The sequence below is a fragment of the Actinomadura geliboluensis genome, from assembly GCF_005889745.1.
Lineage (GTDB): Bacteria > Actinomycetota > Actinomycetes > Streptosporangiales > Streptosporangiaceae > Spirillospora > Spirillospora geliboluensis.
Window position 1 is genome coordinate 1 of record NZ_VCKZ01000721.1, and the last position, 1562, is coordinate 1562.

At 69.1% G+C, this 1562-nt stretch carries 1 protein-coding gene and 1 tRNA gene; both read left to right on the forward strand.

Going from position 1 to position 1562, the window contains the following annotated elements:
• Positions 1–58: 58 nt before the first annotated feature.
• Positions 59–134 (forward strand) — tRNA-Glu (locus ETD96_RS43815).
• 283 nt (positions 135–417) lie between these two features.
• The gene (locus ETD96_RS43820; protein ID WP_171069548.1) at positions 418–957 is read left to right on the forward strand and encodes an STAS domain-containing protein; all 540 of its coding nucleotides are present in this window, start codon (positions 418–420) and stop codon (positions 955–957) included.
• Positions 958–1562 lie beyond the last annotated feature (605 nt).

Below are 1562 nucleotides of genomic sequence, written 5' to 3' on the forward strand. Positions count from 1 at the left end.
GCCCCGCCCCGTCCTCTACACTTGACGAGTCGAGTGGCGACCATCACCGCCACCCAGGGCCCCCTTCGTCTAGCGGCCTAGGACGCCGCCCTTTCAAGGCGGTAGCGCCGGTTCGAATCCGGTAGGGGGTACCACGCGCATGGCTGCAAGATCACTATCCGGCCCGCCGCCGTCCCCCATGATCGCCGCGTTGGCGGCCCGTAGTTGCGTGTCCGCCGTTTCGGGCGTGATCGTGACCTGAACGTCGACCTGGTCCCCGGCCCGTACGCATGCGTTGCGCATACGGGCCGGGGTGTTGCGGCGCGCGCGATCCTCGGGTGGCTAATCCCCCACCGTGATCCGGTAGTTCCCCGTCGCCTGATGGTGGGACCATGCCCACCTGCGCCCTGCTCGTCACCAGTCCCGGGGCGCATCCGCGTGCAGGGGACTTTGCAGGTCGTTGCCCTCGATCAGGCGGTATGCGGCGTAGCGTGGGTTGCAGCGCGTCCGCTGGTCAACGCGCTACCGACCCGCCCGCGCGATCCGCTGCGCGATCGGAGCGACATCATGAACACCACGTATACGACTCAAGGCCATACCGACATCCATCCGCGGGTTGTGCTGTCGGTCGTGCGTCGGCCTTCGTTCACCGTCGCCGCCCTGCAAGGCGATCTTGACCTGGTGACCGCGCCCGCGCTTCGCGACGGGCTGCTGGCGCTGCTTCACCCCGGGCAGCGGATGCTGGTACTGGACCTGTCACAGCTGTGGTTCTGTGACGCGGCAGGGATCTCCGCTCTGATCAGTGTGTGGCACCGTGCTCTGGCTCTGGGCGTCTCGATGCGTCTGGCCTCCCCCCGCTCGCACGTGGCGAGGATCCTGGTAGATGCCGTCCTTGAGCACGGCCTTCGGACTTACTCGACCCTGCCCCGAGCGCTCCAGCAACCGCTGCCTCCGGCGCTGGAACCCGCCGCAGTCTGACCGGGCCACGATGGTGCCGTCGCCGCGCTGGTGCCGACGTGGACCGGCTCCAGAGTGCCGACCTTGTGGCCGCCGGAGCCGAGGACGGCGCGGGTGCGCCATTCCCGGATGTCGACCATCTGGATCATCGGGACTCCCTCATCTTCTGGTGGAATCAGGCCCCCAGAACTCGTCGTCCAATTCGTCCCAGGTCGGTTGGTCCGTGGGCCGCACTCCGGGGCGGCGGGGGATCCGCCGGAGGCTTCGGCGCGGGGCGGCAGTGCCGGATACGGTGCGGCAGCGGGTCCGTCCAGGCGGGGGCGCGGCGACCTCGATCGGCTCGGGACGGTCACCGGTCCCGTGCTGGGCCCGGTCGCCGGCGGCGATGACCGCGTCGTCTTCGTTCTGAGGTTGTTCCGTCACATCGGCCCCCGGCGGCGTGAGGATCTCAGCCGCCGGTATGAGCGGTGTCCTACCGCTGACGGTTGCGCTCCCGGCTAGGACTGCTCACCGCGATCCGTACCGACGGGCGGCACGTTGACCTGCTCACCGTCCCGGCCTCCACGCTGGAAGCCGAAGCTGAGACGGTGATGGAACCGGCGTCGCCCCATTACCCTTCCCACGTC